Source organism: Paeniglutamicibacter antarcticus (assembly GCF_039544305.1).
GTDB classification, from domain to species: Bacteria; Actinomycetota; Actinomycetes; order Actinomycetales; family Micrococcaceae; genus Paeniglutamicibacter; species Paeniglutamicibacter antarcticus_C.
Map to the genome: position 1 here is coordinate 129,882 of NZ_BAABLK010000033.1, position 20,405 is coordinate 150,286.

Annotated in this window: 13 protein-coding genes; 12 read left to right on the plus strand and 1 reads right to left on the minus strand. The window is 56.2% G+C overall.

Going from position 1 to position 20,405, the window contains the following annotated elements; translation table 11 throughout:
* Positions 1-47 precede the first annotated feature (47 nt).
* The 6 genes from ABEA12_RS11400 to ABEA12_RS11425 all read left to right on the plus strand — a co-directional run bounded on the left by ABEA12_RS11400 (position 48) and on the right by ABEA12_RS11425 (position 11,299).
* On the plus strand, positions 48-1,307 hold the full coding sequence (locus ABEA12_RS11400) for a polysaccharide biosynthesis protein (protein WP_210101699.1): 1,260 nt from the start codon (positions 48-50) through the stop codon (positions 1,305-1,307).
* The gene (locus ABEA12_RS11405) at positions 1,304-6,748 is read left to right on the plus strand and encodes a LamG domain-containing protein (protein ID WP_210101698.1); all 5,445 of its coding nucleotides are present in this window, start codon (positions 1,304-1,306) and stop codon (positions 6,746-6,748) included. Before ABEA12_RS11400 ends, ABEA12_RS11405 begins: the two co-directional genes overlap by 4 nt.
* A 3-nt stretch (positions 6,749-6,751) precedes the next feature.
* On the plus strand, positions 6,752-7,876 hold the full coding sequence (locus tag ABEA12_RS11410) for a glycosyltransferase family 4 protein (protein WP_210101697.1): 1,125 nt from the start codon (positions 6,752-6,754) through the stop codon (positions 7,874-7,876).
* Positions 7,877-8,032: 156 nt separating this feature from the next.
* Positions 8,033-8,650 (plus strand): CDP-alcohol phosphatidyltransferase family protein, encoded by a 618-nt coding sequence (locus tag ABEA12_RS11415; RefSeq protein ID WP_345468232.1) that lies wholly within the window; start codon positions 8,033-8,035, stop codon positions 8,648-8,650.
* Positions 8,643-10,031, plus strand: coding sequence for a Wzz/FepE/Etk N-terminal domain-containing protein (locus tag ABEA12_RS11420; protein WP_210101695.1), 1,389 nt, complete (start codon positions 8,643-8,645; stop codon positions 10,029-10,031). The genes ABEA12_RS11415 and ABEA12_RS11420 overlap by 8 nt, the downstream gene beginning before the upstream one ends.
* 2 nt (positions 10,032-10,033) lie before the next feature.
* Positions 10,034-11,299 (plus strand): O-antigen ligase family protein, encoded by a 1,266-nt coding sequence (locus ABEA12_RS11425; protein ID WP_210101694.1) that lies wholly within the window; start codon positions 10,034-10,036, stop codon positions 11,297-11,299.
* 75 nt (positions 11,300-11,374) lie between these two features.
* Here the strand turns inward: ABEA12_RS11425 and ABEA12_RS11430 are convergent, their stop codons facing one another.
* Entirely contained in the window at positions 11,375-13,891 is a 2,517-nt protein-coding gene (locus tag ABEA12_RS11430; protein ID WP_210101693.1) for a right-handed parallel beta-helix repeat-containing protein, read from the minus strand.
* Positions 13,892-13,957: 66 nt separating this feature from the next.
* Here ABEA12_RS11430 and ABEA12_RS11435 point away from each other — a divergent pair, with 66 nt between their 5' ends.
* The 6 genes from ABEA12_RS11435 (at position 13,958) to ABEA12_RS18700 (ending at position 20,332) form a co-directional block, all read left to right on the plus strand.
* Positions 13,958-14,203, plus strand: a complete 246-nt coding sequence (locus ABEA12_RS11435; protein WP_210101692.1) for a hypothetical protein — start codon at positions 13,958-13,960, stop codon at positions 14,201-14,203.
* A 55-nt stretch (positions 14,204-14,258) separates the two neighbouring features.
* Positions 14,259-15,470 (plus strand): DUF1972 domain-containing protein, encoded by a 1,212-nt coding sequence (locus ABEA12_RS11440; protein ID WP_425571773.1) that lies wholly within the window; start codon positions 14,259-14,261, stop codon positions 15,468-15,470.
* 93 nt (positions 15,471-15,563) lie between these two features.
* A complete protein-coding gene (locus ABEA12_RS11445) occupies positions 15,564-15,995 on the plus strand; it encodes an FAD synthase family protein (protein ID WP_210101691.1) in 432 nt (143 codons plus the stop codon).
* 17 nt (positions 15,996-16,012) lie between these two features.
* Positions 16,013-16,819 (plus strand): hypothetical protein, encoded by an 807-nt coding sequence (locus ABEA12_RS11450; protein ID WP_210101690.1) that lies wholly within the window; start codon positions 16,013-16,015, stop codon positions 16,817-16,819.
* An 11-nt stretch (positions 16,820-16,830) separates the two neighbouring features.
* Positions 16,831-19,341, plus strand: a complete 2,511-nt coding sequence (locus tag ABEA12_RS11455; RefSeq protein WP_210101689.1) for a LamG-like jellyroll fold domain-containing protein — start codon at positions 16,831-16,833, stop codon at positions 19,339-19,341.
* Positions 19,277-20,332 carry a PKD domain-containing protein gene (locus ABEA12_RS18700; protein WP_425571774.1) on the plus strand — a complete coding sequence of 352 codons (1,056 nt, stop codon included), beginning with the start codon at positions 19,277-19,279 and terminating at the stop codon, positions 20,330-20,332. Before ABEA12_RS11455 ends, ABEA12_RS18700 begins: the two co-directional genes overlap by 65 nt.
* Positions 20,333-20,405 lie beyond the last annotated feature (73 nt).

The window sequence follows — 20,405 nt, forward strand, 5'->3', positions numbered from 1 at the left end:
CGAAACGGAAACTCCTCGGCCGATTGGCTGGAGTTGGATCAGCATCGGTGGCTCAAGCCACGCAGTCCGCCACTACGCTAATCGTATCCATGTTGGCGGCGCGCCTACTGGGCATCGAAGCACTAGGTCTTTTTTCGATCCTCTACGGAGCCTTCGTGCTGGCCGCCGGAATCACCACAGGATTCATCGGGGATTCGCTGATGGTGCTGGACAGGCACAATCCTTCGATTCGAGCGGGCCTTGCCGCTTGGTTTGTTATTCTGTCCTTGATTATCGGTCTGGCTGGGTTCGCAATGACCTGGATCGGCTTCAAGTTCACCATAGGTGGCGCCATGCTCTACGCACTGGCGGCCATCACTTTTGTGGGCGAAGACTTAGTGCGCCGCAACCACATGGCGCTGCTGGGCTTCTACAGGATAATTGTAATGGACCTGGTGGTGATGGTTGCGACTTGCGGTGTGATTGCCGCTGTCATTCTAGCCGGCAACGCCAGTATTGAATCGTTCCTTTTCGCCATCATCTGTGGCCAGTCCTGCGGAATGTTTTTGGGTTGGTTCATCCTCCCGATATCAGAACGGCTTCCGGTATCTGGATCAATCGCTTGGAAACCGGTCGCTTCATACGGATTCTGGAGGGCGGCCTTGCAAGGGCTTCGCCCTGGCTTTTTGACGCTGACCCGCGTCATCGTGATCGGCGCGGTTTCTCTTGCTGCGGCGGGTTCTCTCGAGGCAGCACGGATCTACGCGGCACCGGCCATGTTGCTGGTCGCTGGCACTTGCTCATACTTGTTTGCCCACATGGCCCGTGGCACGCAATCTGGGATCGCGGATCAGTTGAGGTCCACCGACAAGGCGGTACGGCGGCTGATGCTCGCCACCGCCGGATGCATGGCCATCGGTCTCCTGCTCCTTCCCTGGGGTGGCCCAATCGTAACTGGAATGATGCCCTCGGCCTTGGCAGTCAGCGGATGGCTGGTCTACTCCATGGCAGTTGCTCTATCCACACCGTACGGGTTGCTGGCGGCTGTGCGTGACCGTGCGCGTGGCGTCTTTGTAGTCCGGATTCTGGACTGCAGTGTTTCTCTCGCCCTGGTAGTTGGGGTGATGCTGATCAGCGGTGACTATCGCTGGGTGCCATGGGCCGCTGCACTAGGTGCACTGGCTGGTGGCTACGCGATTCGGCGCTTCGTCGTCGGCGCTTTGCTAAATCAAGAAGAATCCGCGCTGGATACCGTCGAGGGGTCGACGGAACTCGGCAGGGGGACGGCCAACGTCCCAAACTCGCTAAAGGAACACGATCACTCATGAAATCCAGCAATCCTCCAAACAGCAATCGTCGAACGCTCGGTTGGAAGACCGTGTTAAGTCCTATTGCTGCGTTGTCAATGATCGCGACCGGCCTGTTGTTTGTACCTGCGGCGGCTGCCGATGAGATCCCTACCGATCTTCCTCAGACAGTCAGCGCTGACAGCATTCCCACTCCACAAATCAACGGAGTGGCTTGGGATTTGCGTGTTAAGGGAAATGTTGCCTACGTGGTCGGGTCCTTCACCCGCGCTAGGCCTAGCGGAGTAGCTGCTGGCGGTGCCGGAGAAGTCGTGCGTAACAACGGCATGTCATTCAACATCGCCACTGGTCAGATTCTGCCCTGGAACCCGAACTTTAATGCCCCGGTCCTCGACATCGAATTTAGCCCGGATGAAAGCGCCTTCTACACTGCGGGGCAATTTACTGGGGTCGGTGGTCAAGCGCGCAGCAAGGTCGCGTCCTTCAACGCCAGCAACGGGGCGTTGACTGGATTCGCAACGAGCGTGGGTGGGCACGTGGAAACTCTTGCTGTGACGAACGAAGCGGTCTATATCGGAGGATCCTTCAACTCGATCGGTAGTGAAACCAGGCGCAACCTAGCCAAATTCGACCGCTCAACGGCAGACTTGCAGGGCTGGAACCCAATCGTCGACGACATCGTCCACGGGATTATTGCCACTAATAACAGCGACCGGGTAGTCATCGGTGGTCGATTCCAGCGAATCAACGGGGAAACCAAAGTCGGCGTTGGGGCCGTGGACAAGGATAGCGGCGACCAAGTGACTTGGTCTTCAACCCCGATACCGGCAAGGATCTCGGACGGACAGCGTGCCTGGGTAGTAGATTTGAAGTTGGAAAACGGAGTGATTTACGCGGCCAATAATGGCATGGGCTGGCACTGGTTCGATGGCCGTTGGGCTGCGGACTACGAAACCGGGGATCTAGTCTGGCTGGACAACTGCTACGGTTCGACCTCGTCCGTGTCTGTCATGGGCGAAGTACTCTACTCCACTCCACATGCCCATGATTGTTCTCCTGTCAATGGCTTCCCAGAGGAAAACCCGATGATTTGGAAGCGTGCGCTCGCCGAGACCACGTTTGCCACCGGTATCGACCAGACTAGTCCATCGAACAATTCCCTGGTGCGAAACCAGCCAATCCCGACATTGCTGCACTGGTACCCATCGGTTAATACCGGCTTCTACACCGGCCAATACCAAGGCGGCTGGGCGATGGACAACAATGGTGACTATTTGGTGATGGGCGGGGAATTCACTCGTATAAACAATGTCAACCAACAAGGCTTGGCAGTGTTCCCGAAACGCGAGATATCTCCGAACAAGCAACGTCCGGAGTACACCCCTGACCTCAAACCGACAGCGATATCGCAAGGGTCCAACACTGCTCGTATTGCCTGGCCCACAACTTGGGACTACGACGATGAGACGCTGACTTACGAAGTGCTACGCGATAATTCGCTCACAGCACTTGATTCGCAAGATGCCGCCTCGATCTGGTGGAAACCACAGTCGCTGGGTTTCAGGGACACCACTGTCGCGGCGGGCTCCACTCACACTTATCGCATCCGGGTTAGTGATCCCTGGGGCAATAACTACATCGGTCCACGCTCGGATCCGATTACTGTCAGCAATACTCCGGTTAGCCCCTTCAAGCAGGCGCTACAAGAAGCCGGCGCGAAGATATACTATCCCCTGAATGAGCCCGATGGCAGGGTTGTATTCGACAACCTTGGGTTCGTTGATGCCGATGCCTCAGCAAATCTTGATCGTTCCGTGTCGGGAGCCATCGAGGGAGACGACGCATCCGGCTTCAATGGTCAAAACCTGGCATCCCGAACAACCATCAGCGGCCCAAATACATTCGCACTGCAGGCATGGTTTAAGACTGACACATCCAGTGGAGGCAAGCTGATCGGATTCGGCAATGCCCGGACTGGTAATTCGTCGAGTTATGACCGCCACGTATGGATGGACAATTCAGGCAAGCTGCACTTCGGCACGTGGATCGGATCCGCCGCGACCGTGAGTTCATCGAACAGCTACAACGACAATGAATGGCACCAAGTAGTTGTCTCACTTAGTCCGGGTGGCATGAATCTCTACGTTGACGGGCTGAAGGTCGCTGAGCGCGCCGATGTCTCCAGCGGCCAGGACTATTCAGGGGTCTGGCGTATCGGCGGAGACAACATGAACGGCTGGCCAAATCAGCCGAGCAGCACGTCCTTCAATGGGACGCTCGATGAGGTCGCGATCTTCGATGAACCGCTCGGTGACCAAAAGGTCCTTGAACTGTTCCAAGCCTCGGGGAGGACCGCTGACATCCCGTTGCCTCCAGCTGATGCCTACGGTATGAGTGTTTACGAGGATCAGCCTCAGTTCTACTGGCGTTTCGACGAGGAATCCGGGCAAGTAGCCAAGGATCAAACCATCGCCAAGAACGATGGGACCATCCACGGGCAGGTGGCATTGGACAAGGATCCAGCCATCACCCAAGGTCGCTCCTTTGGTTTCGGAAATGCCGACGCGGTTGTTGTCGCCAACGGGGCCCAAAACAATCCCAGTGTCTTCTCAACTGAAGCGTGGTTCAAAACCACCTCCGGAAGTGGGGGTAAGATTGTTGGTTTCGGAAACGCAGCAAGTGGCCAATCGTCCAGCTATGACCGACATGTTTTCATGCGCGATGACGGTACTTTGGTCTTCGGCACATACACCGGTGTAGAGAACATCGCGGACACCGATTCCAGCTACAACGACGGTGATTGGCACCATGTCGTGGCTTCACTCTCCGCTGACGGCATGAAATTGTACGTCGACGGATCATTGCAGGCCAGTAACCCGCAAACATCGGCCGAACCGTACACCGGATTCTGGCGCGTTGGCGGAGACAGGGTTTGGGGTGGGGCCAGTTCAGCGTGGTTCGACGGCGAAATCGACGAAGTGGCGGTCTACCCTAGGGCATTGAGCCAGAGCGAAGTCAATGACCACTATTCGGTCGTGGGTAGCGCCAACCAAGACCCGGTCGCGGAATTCACCAGTGCCGGCGATGGGCTGGATGTTGCCTTCGACGCCAGTGCTTCGACAGATCCCGATGGGAGCATTCTCGAGTACTCTTGGGACTTCGGTGACGGTTCCTCACAAGACACGAGTACCGAAGGTACAACGCACTTGTACGCCGAGGCTGGTACCTTCACTGTGACTCTGACGGTTACGGACGACCGAGGGTCCAGCAGCCAGGTCTCCAATCAAATCACCGTGCAGACAACGAACGAAGCACCTACTGCGGCGATGAGCACTTCTCAGACCGGTCTGTTGCTTGAAGTGGATGGCACCGAATCCACAGATGCCGACGGGCAGATCGCTTCCTACGAATGGGACTTCGGTGACGGAACACCAACTGTCAGCGGCGACACGGCGACGCACGTTTTCGCCCGGGATGGAGAGTTTACGGTGACTCTGACGGTTACCGATGACCACGGAGACACGGGAGAGGCCCAAGCCCAGGTCACCGTGGCCAATGCAGCGCCGCAAGCTGCCATGCAGATATCCACCGACGGGCTCAACGTAAGCGTCGATGGAAGCGATTCAAGTGACCCTGAAGGTGAGGATCTTGAATACGCGTGGGAATTCGGAGACGGAACCACTGCCAATGGAGTGACCGCAAACCACGTGTACGCGGGGGCCGGGGAATACACCATCAGTTTGGTCGTAACCGATGCACACGGCGCTGAGCATACCGCTACCGGCAAAGTCACCGTCCAGATTGCAAACACGGTTCCGGTTGCAGCCTTTGGCAGCGTTGTTTCAGGGCTGCAGGTTAGCTTCGATGCCGGTGCGTCGAGCGACATCGACGGTGAGATCGTTTCCTACGAGTGGGACTTTGGTGACGAAACTCAAGATAGCGGGGTAAGGCCCACTCATGCTTATGCCGCCAGCGGTAGCTTCGAAGTTACGCTCACCGTAACCGATGATGCCGGGGCGAACCATTCAGTGAGCGCGGAAATCCAGGTACAGGATCCTGCGGAGCTGGATCCCACGGCAGCCTTCACCGCCTCGGTTCAAGCTGAGGAGGTGACCGTTGACGCTTCGGGATCGATACCTCCTGAGGCTGGCGGTGATATCACCGGGTACGCCTGGGACTTCGGGGACGGGACTACTGGCGAGGGCATGAACGCAAGCCACACCTATACTGCGCCGGGAACCTATTCGATCACCTTGACAGTCAGTGCTGGGACCAACACCAATTCGGTTACCCAGAATGTCTCGATTAGTCAGGCGGATGGCCCGACGCCGCGGGTCAGTACTGAACTGTCCGGATGGAGCTTAGCCGTGGACGCTAGTTCCAGCACCGCCGGAGACGCTCCGATCACGAGCTACGCATGGGATTTCGGAGATGACGCAACAGGTAGCGGTGCTCAAGCTGAGCACCGTTATGACGCAGACGGAGACTACACGGTGACTTTGACGGTGACGGACGGCAACTCTCTTTCAAGCAGCACGAGTGTTCAGCTGACCGTTGTCAACGATCTGCCCGTGGCCGCCTTCACGGTCGACGTTGATGCCCTGGATATCGTGGTGGACGCTTCGGCTTCCAATGATGCCAACGGTGAGATCGCCAGCTACAGCTGGGATTTCGGAGACGGCACCGAGGACAGCGGGGTGACTGCGAATCACAGCTATGCCGGACCGGGCAACTTCCAGGTACGATTGACCGTCACCGACATTGACGGAGGCAGTGCCAGCTTCGAACAATCGGTCCAAGTCACAGAGGTACCATTACCTCAGGTGCTGGTCAGGGATGACTTCGCCCGTAGCGTCAGCAATGCGTGGGGTGCCGCTGACGAAGGCGGGACCTGGAACACCTTGGGAAGCGCGGCAAACTTCACTGTTTCCGATGGCCAAGGGCTGATCCGAATGGCCACCTCTGGCAGTGGCCCGAGGTTGAACCTGCCAGTGGAGATTCGTGAAGCCGACCTCAGTATCAAGCTGGAGCTGGACAAACCTACTACCGGAGGCGGGGTGTACCAGTACGTCGCCATTCGGGATATCCCGAATGTTGGTAGCTACCGGCTGAAAGTCCGTACCCTGTCCAACGGTGCGGTGGCTGCGACCTTCGAACGGATCGTCGGCGGGAGCGTCGTCGGGTTAACGCCCGAAACGACTATAGGCCAGGTCCAGGGCGGTCCAGACGACCCCATTATGGTCCGTTTGCAGGTGATCGGTACCGACACGAGCGAATTGTCTGCGAAGGTATACCCAGCAGGAAGCGCCGAACCCGCCACTTGGCAATTGACGGCCGGAGACAGTACCGCTGCGCTCCAGCAGTCGGGCCGCATTGGCCTGGCCGTATACCTTTCAGGATCAGCAACGAACGCCCCGATAATGGGTGGATTTGGCGAACTACTGGTCACGGAGGTCCCATAGCCAATGGTCAAGACACGCAAAAAGCTGCTGATTATCCATTCCTCCGACGAGCTCTACGGAAGTGATCGGATCCTTTTGGAAGTTGCGGAGGCGCTCAAAGACGACTGGAATCTCGAAGTCTGGCTTCCTGTGGATCACCAAGACGGAGAACAACGGTTGTTCAACGAACTGAGACGTAGGCAGGTCGCGGTGATTCACATAGACATGCCGATCTTGCGCCGCAGCCTAATGAATCCGAAAGGACTGACCCGCTTTGCGGGTCTGTTTCCTGGGATGGTGCGAAGAATGCGAGCAGCCCACGCGGATCACGTATACCTAATGACCGCTGCCTGCCTGCTTTTTGCACCGCTGGCCAGACTGGCCGGCGTTCCACACGTGACGGCGCACCTCCAAGAGCCGTGGGGGACGCGGGAAGCCTTCATTCTTCGCAAACTATCCTTCTTTGCCGACCATCGATTGGCTATCTCTCAAACGGTTGCATCCTCCACGGGGCTCCGTTCGGACAGCGTGAGTATTGTGCACAATGCAGTCCCGCGTCTGGCTGGGAGTCCAAACCCTGAAGCGGCTTTGATCGAGGGTTTTGAACAACCGCTGTACCTGATTGCCAGCCGCTGGAACGGGCACAAGGGCCATGAGACGCTGCTGCGTGCGTGGGAGACGGCCGGGCATCCCGGAAAGTTGTTCATTCTCGGCTCCGCGCCCCAGGGCAACGACAGTGTCGACGTGCCGGATCTGGTCAGAAGACACGTATCGGATCCAAACAGTGTTCAGATCGTGGGCCAAGTTGAATCGCCCGAAGCTTGGTTCGATGCGGTTGACTGTATGATCCTTCCCACCGATACGATTGAAGGATGTGGTTTGGTCGTCATAGAAGCTTTCCGCCATGGTAAGGCTGCCATCGTCTCTGATTCAGGCGGTCCGGCCGAAGTTGTGAGCCACAAAGAAAATGGTTTGATTTTTACCCCCAAAGATGTTGCTGGATTGGCTAGACTCATGAAGACAACGACCAAAGCTGAACTGCAGGCGATGGGGGCACAAGGCCGCAGATGCTACGAAAGAAACTACACACCGGAGCGCTTCCATCAGGCGATTCGGGCTGAAGTATCTCGATTGGACCCGGTGGTCTGAGAAAGAGACAAGTGTAGTGAGGTTCCATGGGGGGATTGGATGTTAACAAATACTGGGGGATACGGATGGGCCGTATTGGAGCTGCAAAGTCGTCAAAAAACAAGTAAAGGAGCGCCAGCGTACTCGCGGTTCGTGAACAGACCCCTAGGCCGGCGGATGGCTGCTATAGCCTTCGTTCTAGGAACGACACCGAACAAGGTAACTGGGGTCAGTGCAGCGTTTACCTTCTCCGGCATCATCCTGATCGCGTCGTTCGAACCAGTGTGGTGGTTGAGCATGCTTGCGGCGTTGCTGCTGGCGCTGGGCTATGCACTGGATTCAGCGGACGGACAGTTGGCGCGACTACAAGGAAAAGGATCCGCCGCTGGCGAATGGCTTGACCATGTGGTCGATGCAATCAAAACTGCTGTGCTCCACTTGGCGGTGCTGATCTGTTGGTATAGGTTCTACGATTTAGATGAACGCATGTACCTACTGCCGATTGCCTTCCAAGTTGTGGCCTCCGTCCTGTTCTTTGCCATGATTCTCACCGACCAGCTGCGACGTTTGAATCGGGGCAAATCCGAGCACTTCCTGGAAGGACAGGGTTCGTCGTCAACTGCGTACTCGTTGGCGGTACTCCCCACCGACTACGGCCTTATGTGTGTGGTCTTCGCGCTGCTGTTTTGGCACGAAGGTTTTATCGTGCTCTACGCGCTGCTGTTGGCCGCGAATTCTGGATTCCTGGCGCTTGCTCTAGTCAAGTGGTTCCGCGAGGTGAGCCGTCATGTCTAAAGGGCTGGAATATCGTGATCCGCGAGTGTTGCCAAACACCGATTACTCCACGCGTTCGGCCGTGGGCGGACCTAAATCCGAGGGAGTTCGGATAAGAACCATGGATTTGAGAGAGTATCTCAATCTTCTGCGCGACCGGAAGATCTGGATCATCGTGGCGACGATTCTCGGGGTTGCAACCAGTGCCTGGATCACTCTGAACATGACGCCGGTATATCGAGCAGAAGCCACGCTCTTTATAACTGTACAATCCTCACAAGACACTGCGTATGCCCGCAGCCAGTACGCCATGCAGCGTGTCGGTTCATACCCAAGGCTCATTAGCGATCCGAAGATCCTAGACGAGGTGATCCAAAAACTGGATCTAGATATTGGCTTTCAGGAGCTGACGAGTTCATTGAAAGCTTCGAATCCTGCCGACACCGTTTTGGTAGTAGTCAGTGCATCGGCGTCGACGGCAAAGGAAGCAGCGGATATCGCCAACACCGCGGCACCGTTGCTGGCCGATCAGATCAGCGGGTTGGAGAACTCGGAACCAAAGAAACTACTTGTAAGTGCGGAACTCTCTGTACCCGCCATCGAACCGATCGACCCAATCTCCCCACGTAAAACCGTCAATCTGGCTTTGGGTTTTATTGCCGGTCTTTCTTGGGGGCTTATCCTTGCCCTCGTGGTGGACAAGATCGACCCGCGCGTGTTAAGAGCTCGTGATGCCGAACGCCAGACCAAGCTGCGGGTGCTAGGGACTGTGCACGGAAAGAACGACAAGCGACGTAATGCGAAGCGTGGAAACGGGTATCGGCAGTTAGTTTCCAACTTGCTTCTGGCCAACGACGGGCACCTCCCGCAACGAATCCTCGTGTTGTCCGAAAAGGAGACCACGATTGATCCGACAGAACTTGCCGGAACCTTCGCGGCGATTGGAAAGAAGGCTGTCGTCATCGAAGGTGACAAGCACTTGGAAGGGCTAGATCAGGAAGCGATCATTGGTCCCGGGCTCAGCCAGGTGTTAGACGGTCAAGCAACACTTCAAGAGGCGGTACGAGACATGAATCACGTCCCCATGGGCTATTTGCCAGTCGGGGCGTCTGACACTGGTCTGCGTCGATATGACGTTTTCCGTAAGTTAGAACCGTTGATCGCTGAGCTGGAAGTCGGATACGACGTGGTGGTTATTCTGACAACCATGGAAACCGATCCCGTCGATGGTGCCGCCGTAGCGATGCATTGTGATTGTGTTCTGCTGACTTGCCGTGAACGTCGTACCACTTTCCATCATTTGCGCAGAATTGTCGATGATCTTTCTGCCGTCAGAGTGGGAGCCACTGGGTTGGTTATTCTTCACAAACCGCACCGACTCGTGCAACCGCTGAAGGAGTGAGCGTGCGCGGAGCAATCACTGCCCGCTGGGCTCCTGCTGGGGACTTCGTCGATTCCGGTCGCCAACGATTTGAGCCGCACCCTCTCCACATGTACGGAATATGGATTGTGACGGTTTCCTGCGTTGTGGCCTGGCGGCAGGGGGCATTTTATACCGGCGGCTTGGACCCGGTGGTGATAATCAAAGCCCTGCTCCAGGCCGGAGCTATGTGCTGGGCATTGACAATCTGTCTCGTCTACAAGAACAAGTACCCCGTAGGAGCAAAATCCCTCGGATCTCTCTTGGCCATCTTGGCGGTGAGCGTCGTTGGTGCGCTGGCGGAAGGAAATCTAAGTGCATCGGCCGTCATCGCTGTTCGCGTAATGATGATGGCACTGACGGCTATGCTCCTAATGAGCCGTTATTCTGCCCAACGGGTCCTTTTGGGACTATGCACGGCCTTGGCTTTGGTGGGAATTTTTAGTGCCGTGACCGGTTTAGCACTTGGCGGAGAAGGTCGCCTCGCAGGAGGAATTCCGCCACTGAGCCCTAACGAGATTGCATTGCTGACTGGTGTACCAGCGTTGGTCCTCTTGCACGAAGCGCTGCGGGCCAGGGTGCACTGGTGGCATATTATTGCTCTGATCGTGCTCGCAGGCGGGCTGCTTCTCTCCGAATCTCGGACCGCACTAATCGGCGCTGCTTGTGCTGCAGGTTTGATGGTATTACTTATGCGGCGTCTACCCATCCAGACGGTTTCTGCCGCACTGTTGCTGGCTCCCGGGCTTTTCTTCGTGGTGTTCTTTACCCCCGTAGTTCAATCAATAGTCACTCGGGAAGACAGTGCATCGTTCTTGACGTTGAATTCACGCACCATTAGTTGGTCGGTCGTCTTGAATCTTCCTATGGACAGCTGGCAGCGTTGGATCGGCGAGGGGTTGAGTATGAAGACTATCGCAGTGGAAGGGCAGTACTGGGACGAGCAGGTCTTCGATTCTTCGTGGATATCACTGCTCGCTCAGACGGGGGTGATTGGGGCGGCTATTGCGCTGTTCTGGGTTCTTTCTTGTGTATTTGCAGCCTTGAAGTCCAAGAAGCTGCGGTCGCTGTTCATCCCGTTGTTGGCGTTCGTTCTCGTTCGGAGCACCATGGAAAATGGTTTGATTGACGCGGGCGTGACGTTCTTGGTGTTTTTTACGCTCTCACTCAGTTTGGAACCACCGAGCCGAAGTGTGGGGTGTGACTGGGATCGCGATGGTCATTTCGGTGTCTGGCCTACTCGCACTTAGCTCAGACATCAAGAAGCGGCGACCCGAAGTCCGATAGGACTTGGCGTCGCCGCCACTCAAACATCATTTTTGGGATTAGCGCTTACTGGCACCCAACAGCTTGCTGCCGCTAGCTAGACCAGTCAGTGACGCGATATTGGCAGGCAAGGCGGTGGCCTTGCGATTCTTGCCGGTCACGCTCGTTGTGGTGTTGTTATTCCCGTCGACTATCGACGTGGCAGTGATTTCGAAGGACGAGCCTTCAGTCGGTTTTGCCTTCTGGAAGGCTGCCAAGGTGGTATATACCGACGGGTTGCCGGCACCCTTGGACCAGACTACCGACCATTTCGGGCTTTTCGCTGAAGTTCGGTGGTACGCGTTGGCGTTCAGGGAGATCTTCATGTCCTCGGCCGTAAGCTTCTTGGAGAAGTCCTCTACAGCGAGGATGGCGTTTCCCCCACCGGTATTGGAGAGAACATTGTTCTTTACCGTCACGTTCTTGATAACCCAGGGCATGGTGGCGTCGGGGAAGGACTGGCGCGGATCGTGCCCCGCATCTCCATTGTTGGCACCGCGGCGCTTGTCCTGAACAATGTTGATCGCGCGGTTGGGTCCGCTGATGGTGTTGTTCCAGATCGCCACGTCGCTGGTGTTGTTCAACTTGATTCCGTTGCCGCCGTTGCCGATGATGCGGTTATTGGCCACGGTGGCTTTGGCCGAGATTTCCAACGATAATCCATGGGTCTTGTTCCTGATCATGTCGTTATTCACGACTTTGGTGTCATAGACCGATTCGTCGATCCACAATCCCGGACCGTAGTTGTTCAGGAACTGCGAGTTTTTCACGTCTATACCGCGGGATCGGGTGATCTTCAGACCGCCGGACACCGGGGAAGAATTGAAACGCCCCAGGTTGTTGTCACTGGAATTCAGGTGATTGACCTGCAGACCATCCGCATAGACAGCATTGACGCCGAGCATACCGGAACGGCGGATGGTGACATTTGAGATCTTGTTGTTTACGGCGCTGACATTGATGCCGGTGGTTGAGGAATCTTCCACGGTCATGTTCTTCAGGACGATGCCCGGCTTTTCGGCCGTGATTGCACCCATGTCCGGCACCGAGGGTGCGAATCGACGAACATTGATGCCGTCAATAGATGATTTAGCTCCGCGGATGCTAAGCGCCTTAACCAGGGTTGTGGCCTCGACATTCTTTCCGCTTGGGTTCGTACCGAGATAGAGCTTGTTGGCCTTCCCATCGACGTAGAAGGAGCCAGGTTTCAGCGCAGTGAGCTTCTTGACCTGAACCTGGCGCTTTTCGTCGACCCAAACTTGCTCAGGATGAGCAGCCATCGGGTGCTGGGAGTTTACGAAGCCCCATGCTTCCTCCTTGCTGTCCTTGGCCCCTCGTGTGAATGTAGGAGATGAATCGAAATCGTGCTTCCACGCGGTTGCATAGCCACCCGATGAAGCGCTGAAACCGCTTAACGTCGATGAACCATCCATCCACACATGTTCTCCAGGATAGCTGCGCAGGTGGAGAGTCTTTCCCGTTGGGATGGTTACCGATTCATGGTATGTGCCTCCACGCACGACAATGGTCTGTCCATTGGAAGCCTTGGATACCGCTTGAGAGAGCGACTTCATCGGAGCCTTGGATGTGCCGGATGCCGAGCTGCGGCCGCTGGTCGCAACGTACAATGCATTGGAGGGGAGCCTGGTCTCCGAATCTGGTTGCTGTGGCTGCTCCGGTGGGGGCTTGATTGGTTCGTTTGCAACGGGGGGTGTTGCCACCGGTGGTAACCCTACCTTCGGCTGGTCGCTGGACTGTGTTGCTCGCAGGTTGTCGACGTGGATTCCGGAGGCTTTCTTCGCCGATGCTGACTGGTAGCCGCCGATACGTAGATTGCCGGCGGTTGTGATCTGAGCCGACCCTGAATCGGTGTGCTCAATTTGCCAATCCTTGCCCGCTGAACCTTGAGAGGCCCGAGCCTTCAATCTGGTTTGCCCTTTTCCACCCACTTCGAAGTCCAAGTGGTAAGTCTTGCCAGGAATGACGTTCGACGCGATTTTCGTAGACTTGATGATGGTCTTGGTTCCGGAAATATGCTTGGAGACTTCGAGGCGCAGTGCGCCGTCGGAGGTTAAGCGTAGCGAGCCCTCGTAGTGAGAAGCACCCGAATGACGCAAGGCAATGTTGGCGTAGAGCGAGCCGGAAGTCGGCAGGGAATCGAATGAAACATCGACGCCAGCGGCAACATCGCGTTGCTCAAGTGCCGCGGTAGCGGTGGAGTTCTTGCCAGGAAGAACCTTGAAGGCTCCGATTTCGCGAGCCATCGAGAACCGCGAAGCCTCGTTCAGCGTGTAGCTGGGTCCCATATTGGGTGTTCCCCAACCCGAAGAAAGCGTTCGATCCATGGAGTCGGAAAGAAAGGTCGATGCCGCATTTGCCTTGGTAGACGTGGCGTCCAAGGGAATAGCCTGCATACTGGCAGCCAGAACGAAACCGGCCGCGACGATGGCTAGGGCAGACCGGAACTTTCTCAATTGAGGAGCGGTCGCCCGTGGTGGTTTGTGATCAATAGCGAAGTTCTTTTGGGGATGTAGCAAGAGAATCCTTGATGGGTCGTATCTTGCTCCCCAGCAAAAGGATACGAAGTTGGGTAGGTGTCGAAAGTGAACATGGACTCGCGCCAGTCCACCCAGCAATGGTGGCATGTGCGCTTTTGTTATGCAAACGAGACGTTGGGTCCAATGATGTTGGGTAATTGTTATATTTATGAAAATAACGCGCAAAAATACCAAGAAATGAGTGTTCTCTCCGAGTGTTTTTTCAACGCACTAAGTAGCGGGGTACTCGTGCTGACGGCACCTTTTGGGCATATATTTCTTGATATAAATGTTGGCTTTACGAACAACTAGAAACGGCTCGAGTGTGGGGATGCTCAGGCCGAAACTAATCACCGCTTGGCGGGACGTGAACCAGTTGTACGGGCTTTTGGGGGAGGGAAACAGCATGCAACGTGGCGAAAAGGTGCCGCTCAAAATTGCACTGGTTGGAACACGTGGAGTACCTGCTCGGTACGGTGGTTTCGAAACTGCTATTGAGGAGGTCGGGCGCAGGCTCGCTGCGAAAGGTCACCAGGTTACTGTGTACTGCCGCGGCACGTCTGCAAGCGAGCGCGAAAATGAGTACTTGGGAATGAAACTCGTGCATCTGCCCGCGCTTAGAAAACGAAGCCTCGAGACGTTAAGTCACACCACGTTGTCAGTTTGGCACGCTGTCTTCAACCGCCCTGATGCTGCCATCGTGTTTAACGCCGCAAACTCACCCCTTTTGCCGGTGCTTGGGCTTGGACGTATTCCGACCGCTACCCACGTCGATGGCTTGGAGTGGAAACGATCTAAGTGGGGTCCGCTTGGCAAGAGGTACTACCTCGCTTGCGAAAGGCTAGCAGTTTGGTGGTCCAAGGCACTCATTTCCGATGCTCAAGGTATTGCGGATTACTACTCAAACAAGTTTGGCGTAGGTTCTCGCTTGATCGCTTACGGCGCTCCGAGCCTGGATGGGAAGGTATGCACCAGGATCCAAGAGTTAGAACTTGAAACAGGCAAGTTCCACTTACTCGTTGCACGGTTCGAGCCGGAGAACCATGTGGAGATGATCGTTCGAGGATACGCGCGGTCGGGAGCCGTGTTGCCGTTGGTGGTCGTTGGATCGGCACCGTATGCCGAAAGGTATACCCAGCAAATTATCGCCGCGGCCACTGACTCGGTGAAGCTCTTGGGTGCCGTTTGGGATCAAGAGCTGTTGGATGAGCTCTACGAAAACGCCCTTGTCTACTGGCATGGTCATTCGGTGGGGGGCACCAACCCGTCGTTGCTTCGCGCCATGGGTGCCGGAACCGCTGTCACCGCCTTCGATGTGAACTTCAACCGTGAAGTCCTGCTGGACGCCGGCGAGTATTTTGACGACGCGGATCAAGCGGCACAGCTTTTTCGCAAGGCCGAATCGGATCCGGACTTGTTGGCCAAGCGTGCCCGTCGATCTAGACAACGAGCTGAGGACTACGACTGGGACGTTGTAGCTGACGCCTACGAAGAATTGTGCCGTGATCTGGCGGACGGGTCGGCAAACAAATCGGACATCCGCAGCAGTGGTCTTGGACCAGCGCGGGCCGCTCGGTAGTCGAATTGGGCTGCATGTAAAACATTTTGGTGGCTTGGTGCGTGTGGGGATGCGCACAACAACTTGGAACGTCTTGGATCGGGGAGAAGCAGAATGATCATAGGATACGCGGCTGGGGCATTTGATCTTTTTCATGTCGGACATCTGAACGTATTGCGGCAGGCGAAATTGCGCTGTGACTATCTTGTCGCCGGAGTCGTTTGTGATGATTTGGTGGAAGCGAACAAAGGCTTCCGTCCGGTTATCCCCACAAACGAACGGGCCGAAATTGTTGCCAACATCTCCTTCGTCGATGATGTCTACGTGGAAACAAAGCTGGACCGCTTGGAAACGTGGGCAGACGTCAAATTTGATGTGTTCTTCAAGGGTGACGACTGGAAAGGGAGCAGGAAAGGTCTTGAGCTTGAGCGACGTTTCGCTGGCGTGGGAGTTCGAGTCGAATACTTCCCGTATACGGTGCATACCTCCAGCAGCAAATTGCGGCGTGCGCTTGACGCCCTGTTGACCACTGCGTCAACTGCATAGCGGACGCAGGAACTACGATGAATGAAATACGCACGAGTCGGCACCCCCTTTACCGAGAGGGTATAGGAAAGAAGCGCCTTCGTATTATCAGCGTAGTTGCAGGGGCGTGCCTTGCCTTTGGTTTCTCCGCCGTTGTCTCGGGGTGCACCAGTGCTGTCTCCAGTGAGTCGACAGCGCCGGAGAAATCCGCAATCGCCACGCCCACGACCGAGGTTGACGATGCTGACCTCGAGAAACTTTCTGCAGTGGCCTCTGAGACCCCAAGACAGGATAGTCCCGGGAAGCCTAGCGACGACGCCGCGATGAGCTTGGCTTGGCCCGATGATGAGGCTGCGAGTGTTAGGGATTCTCCGTCCGCGTGGAAAAAAGTTTCGGACGGAGAAAAAATAGCCCCGGATGCAAGATCGGCTGAGAAGCTTCCTCCCAAGATGCGACCAGTCGCACTCGATGAGTCTGTGCCTGCTGGATCAAGCGCCACAATGAAACTTGACGCTATCGAGTTAACCAACGGCACTGCTGATGGTATCGGCGAGGTGTCGGGTCCATCTGTGCTGGTAACGATATCCATACACAACGAGCACACTGATTCACTCGATCTGTCAAGAGCGGAGCTGAATGTGCTGTTCGGCAAAGACCGGCAACCAATGGTTCCGCTAAGTGATCCACGCGCATCGAAGCTGGCATCTGGCGTCGAAGCAGGGGAAAGCACGAAGACGACTTTCGTTTTCGCGGTTCCCTCGACTAAATCCAATGAACTCACAGTTGAGTTCAACTCGGGAAATGATGCCGAGATTCAACAACTCGTGGGCGAAGTCCAACGATGAGAGGCACTACGATGCACAAGGGTATTTCGTCGGCGCTCGCGAGCTTGAGTGCTACAGCCATGGTCATGGCATTGCTCGTGTTAGTTTCCGCTCCGGCTTATGGGGATGCGCATCCCAGTGATCCGGCAACGCCTTCGACGGTTACGGCAGATGCGCTACCGACCGTACAGATTAATGGAGTCGTTTGGTCCCAGGTCGTCATCGGAAATGTTGTCTACGCGGGTGGGAGCTTTAGCACTGCGCGTCCAGCGGGTGCGCCTGCCGGCACACAAACCGTTGTACGCAACAATATTTTGGCTTATGACATCGCTACCGGGGAACTGATAAACAGCTTCTCCCCTTCATTCAACGGACAAGTTCTTTCTTTGGCAGCTTCGCCCGATGGCAGCCGTCTTTATGCTGGCGGCGACTTCACCACTATGAACGGAGAAAGCGCCCTTCGCATGGTCGCGCTGGAACCAGATACCGGACAACGGATTGCCGATTTCGACCCGCAGCCTTCGAATTCAGTAAGGACAATGGTGGCTACCGAATCCACCGTCTACTTCGGGGGGTCGTTCTTCCGGGTTGGAAGCGCGTGGCGGGAACAGCTCGCAGCGGTTCGAGCCAGCGACGCCACATTGCTCGCTCTCCGTCCAGTAGTTACCGGGGGCCGGGTTGATACGCTGTCGCTGTCACCGGACGGGTCGAAGCTGGCCGTGGGCGGTCAGTTTGATACCGTGAACGGCACCAAGGGCAATTCGAGTGCCCTGGCCGTGGTCCGGGCCGACACCGGGGAAAAAATGGCCTATCCGGCTTCAGCGTATGTGCGCAACGGCGTCGGAGGGGATGGTTCAATCACCTCAATCGCCAGTGATGATTCAACTTTTTACGCCAGCGGCTTCACCTTCGGGAGGCAATCAACTCTAGAGGGTATCGTCGCAATTAATTGGTCCGACTTGGACACTCGTTGGCTTGAAGACTGCCACGGAGATACCTACTCCGTGTACGCCACCGATGACTTGGTCTATTTAGCCGGACACCCGCACTACTGTGGAAATATCGGCGGGTTCGCACAGGAATCCCCCTGGGAGTACAACCGTGCCATGGCTTTTGGGAAGGATGCCGCAGGAATCATTACTCGTGAAATCCACGGCTACACGAACTTCGAAGGATTGCCACATCCCAAGCTGCAGACTTGGTTTCCTGCGTTGAGCGCTGGTCGCTATACGGGCCAGAACCAAGGCCCTTGGAACGTGGCCGGGAACGGGGACTTTGTCGTATACGGTGGAGAATTCCTGAGAGTCAACTACCAGGACCAGCAGGGTCTGGTTCGCTTCGCTGCAAGCTCGCAGGCTCCGAATCTACGTGGTCCTGAACCACAAGGTGATGCCTTCGTTCCGTCGCTGTCGTCGACGACGGCCGGAGAAGTCCGCGTCCGTTGGCAAGCGGCCCATGACCAAGACGATACGAAGTTAGCCTACAAGGTGATCCGTGACGGAAAGAACAGTGCTCCGATTCATACCGTGGAAGCAGATTCCACATTCTGGGATCGCCCGGGGCACTCCTTCACGGACGCCGGTTTGGCCCTTGGCAGCACTCATACCTATCGCGTTTTCGCTTCCGACCCCAGTGGACGGGAATCTCGAAGCCAGACGGTGAGCATCACTGTGGCGACGAACGACGAACCGTCGAGCCACTACGCGCAAGTAATCGAAGGCGACAAACCCGCGAACCACTGGCCGATCAAGGCAAGCGATGAAGCCACGCTCGTCGATGAGAGTGGCGATGACGATTTGAAGCTGAATGGCAACGCTGGAATTGACCCGGGATCCACCCTCACAGGTGCCTCAGGGACGAGCCTGAGATTGAACAGTGGCATCGCAGCTGATGCGGTGCGCGCCCATCGGCCGAACGAGTTCGCTACCGAGTTGTGGTTTAAGGCAAGCTCAAACCAACAGGGTCGGCTGATCGGTTATGGAAACGCGATCACTGGCAACTCCTCCAACCACGACAGACTGACTTACATCAACAGTCTAGGCAAACTCAGTTTTGGAGTCTATGAGCGGGGTGCGCGGCGAACAATAACTTCAAGTGACTCGTACACCGATGGAAAATGGCATCATGTGGTTTCGACCTTGGGTGCAAACGGGATGCGGCTTTATGTAGATGGCCAGGAAGTTGCTTCTCGTGCTTCAACCACCACCGCTCTGGAATTGGACGGTTTTTGGCGATTGGGCTCTGACAGAATGTCGGGATGGCCTTCGGCGCCTTCCTCTGGATTCTCCGGCCTCCTGGATGAAGTTGCGATTTATGACAGGCAGCTCTCAGCAGCAAGCATCGCCAACCATTATCAGGCTGGCCAGGGACAAATGGTCAACGTTTCACCTGTGGCCGCACTGATGGCAGAAGTCGATGGCATGGCAGTTGAAGTCGATGGGACCGGTTCGAGTGATCCGGACGGAACTGTCACTCACTATGCCTGGGATCGGAGACGGGTCCACTGCACAAGGGGCTCTCGCAACCCACGACTACCAAGATGAGGGGCAGTACACGGTCTCATTGACCGTAACTGACAATGACGGCGCAACCGACAGCGCCAGCAAAGAGGTGGACGTGTCCGCTCCACCTCCGCCGAACCGTGCACCGCAGGCTGCCCTTTCCGTAGTAACTGATGGGCTGGGTGTCGAAGCAGACGGGACAACAAGTACCGACCCCGATGATGGCGCGTTGGAGTACTCGTGGGACTTTGGCGATGGGGAGGGCGACCAAACAGGCTCTACCGCCCAGCACAACTACGCGATTGCCGGCGAGTACACGATTGGGCTAACTGTCACGGATCCAGAGGGGCTGGTGGATACGGCCACACAGGTGGTCAATGTAACGGCTCCAGCCGGTCCGCTAGCCCACGATAGCTTCAGCCGGACGGTCTCAGGCAACTGGGGTAATCCTGAGACCGGGGGGACTTGGACGCGAACCAGCAGCGCAGCTTCGACCATGGTCAGCGAAGGAACTGGAAAACTGCTGGGAACAGTTGCGGGAGCGGGCCCGGGGGCGTACTTGCCTGCCTTGGGAGCCTTGGATGTGGTGGCTACGGTTACTGTCGCCCTGGACAAACAGCCAACCGGGGGAGGTACTTATCTTTACTTTTCGCCGAGATACGTCAATTCCGCGAATCAGTACCAGCTGAAGTTGCGGATTACGAGCTCTGGCGATGGAGTCCTCCAACTTTGCTCGATCAGTGGCGGCGTCGTGTCTGTGTTGGACACAGCGAACCTGCCCTCGCTGGAATATAACGCTAATGAGAAACTCCAGTTGAAGGTGTCTGCGTCAGGAGCAGGCTTCACCTCATTAGGCGCTAAGGTCTGGAAGACCGGAACGTCGGAACCGGAAACCTGGGCAGTGACGGCGTCTGATTCTGCAGCCGGGCTACAAGAGGCCGCCGGAATAGGAGTGAGAATGTATCTTTCGGGTAGTTCTACCAACACTCCATCGACTTCTTCTTTCGACGATCTACTGGTGGAAGGTCCATAACTTCATCACAACAGCGATTGACACGAACCGGGGGCGGTCAATGATAGAGCAACGAGACAAGGCAAAGCTGTAC